This is a genomic window from Streptomyces sp. NPDC004561 (genome assembly GCF_053602155.1).
In genome coordinates, this window is record NZ_JBSGDB010000850.1 from 1 (window position 1) to 1,848 (window position 1,848).

Consider the following 1,848-nt stretch of genomic DNA (forward strand, 5'->3'; position numbering starts at 1 on the left):
AGCTTGACTCTGTCGGGGATCTTGGAGTTTCCCGGTGCGGCAGCAAGATCGACGGGGATGATCGGGGAGTTTCGCCGACCGATACATCTGTCGAGGTGCTCGTTGTCCCTTCGTCCCCGTTCCGGTGAGCAGGTCCCGTCTCTGACTGCGCAGGTTGCGCGGGCGAGCAACCCGGGTGGTACGACGGCGATATGGGTGCGGGACCGGCTGGATGGGCTGTGGTGCGACGAGGACTTTGCCGACTGGTACCCGCGGGATGGGCGTCCGGGTCTCTCGCCTGCTCAACTGGCCATTGTCTGTGTGCTGCAGTTCCTGCTCGGCCTGTCGGACCGGCAGGCCGCCGAGGCGGTCCGCTGCCGCATCGACTTCAAGTACGCGATGGCCATGGAGCTGGACGACCCCGGCTTCCACCACAGTGTGCTGGGCGACTTCCGCGATCGTCTCGCCGAGGACGGCCGTGCCGACCGCCTCCTCGACCTCGCACTGGCCCGTCTGAAGGAGGCCGGACTGGTGCGCGAGCGCACCACGCAGCGCACCGATTCCACCCACGTCCTGGCCGCGGTGCGTGACCTGACCCGCCTGGAGATGGTCACCGAGGCGGTTCGCGCCGCGCTCGAAGAGGTCGCAGGCATCTCTCCTCATCTGCTGGACGAGCTGGTCGATGAGGGCTGGGGGCTGCGCTACGGCAGGCCGGTCCGCCTGGGGAAGAACCCCACCAAGCCCATGACCAGGATTCTTGCCACCGGAAACGACGCCGTCCGGCTGCTGGAACACCTCTACCGGTACGGAGCGGACCGCATGTCCGGTCCTCGTGTCCAGGCTCTGCGGCAGATCATGGTGCAGAACTATCACCGTGATGCCGCGGGACAGCTGCGCTGGCGCACCGCCGAGAAGGAAGGCGGGGTGGGTCTGCCGCCGTCGTCGAGGGCGATCGTCTCGCCCTACGACACCTCGGCTCGCTACGCGCGGCACGGGCACATCATCACCTGGAAGGGGTTCGCCGCTCATCTGACCGAGACCTGTGCTGCCGACGGCCCCAACGTGATCACGGATGTCGCCACCTCCGCGGCCACCACCCACGACAGCCAGGTCCTGCCCGGCATCCACACCCGTCTGGCCCGCCGCGGCCTGCTGCCCGCCGAGCACCTGGTCGATGCCGGCTACACCTCCCTGCCCCACCTGGAACAGGCCGCCCGCGAACACCAGGTCACCGTCTCCGGTCCGCTGAAGAGCAATCCCACCCGCCAGCACCGCCGAGGCGAGGGCTTCGCCCGGGACGACTTCCACATCGACTTCGATCGTCGGCAGGTCACCTGTCCCCAGGGGCAGGTCAGCGCGGGCTGGCACGGCCCCTACCCGACCTCCTCGCCCACCGCGGCCCCGCTGATCGTGGCACGGTTCACCAAGAGCCAGTGCCAGCCCTGCCCGGCTCGCGCTCAGTGCACCACCTCCCGCGAAAGCCACCGCACCGTGGGCTTTCCTCCACGAGAGCTCCGCGACCTGCAACTCCGCGTCCGCGCCGAGCAGCAGACGTCCGAGTGGAAGGCCCGCTACGCGGTCCGCTCCGGAGTGGAGGGCACGGTCAACGAGTTTGCCCACGGGCACGGCATGCGGCGCTGCCGCTACCGAGGACAGGGAAAGGCTCACGTCCAGCACGTCCTGACGGCCATCGCCGTCAACATCGAGCGCCTCGGCGGACTGCCACCAGCCCAGGAAGCCCTCGTACCCCGCCGACCGACTTCCTTCCAGAGCTACCTCGACCAACGGGAGTTACCTCGGCTGAAGTCCTGGCGAACCCTGGGCAGTTGACCTCGACGGCTCCAAGATCCCCGACAGAGTCAAGCTTAG

1 protein-coding gene is annotated in these 1,848 nt (G+C 68.3%); it reads left to right on the forward strand.

The features are described from left to right. The first annotated feature begins 57 nt into the window (after positions 1–57). Positions 58–1,809: an IS1182 family transposase gene (locus tag ACWEN3_RS46055; protein WP_452984358.1), complete on the forward strand. Its 1,752-nt coding sequence runs from the start codon at positions 58–60 to the stop codon at positions 1,807–1,809. Positions 1,810–1,848: the final 39 nt, after the last annotated feature.

Coding starts and splice junctions, on each gene's coding strand:
- ACWEN3_RS46055 (WP_452984358.1), top strand. CDS start 58: ATGATCGGGGAGTTTCGCCGACCGATACATCTGTCGAGGTGCTCGTTG.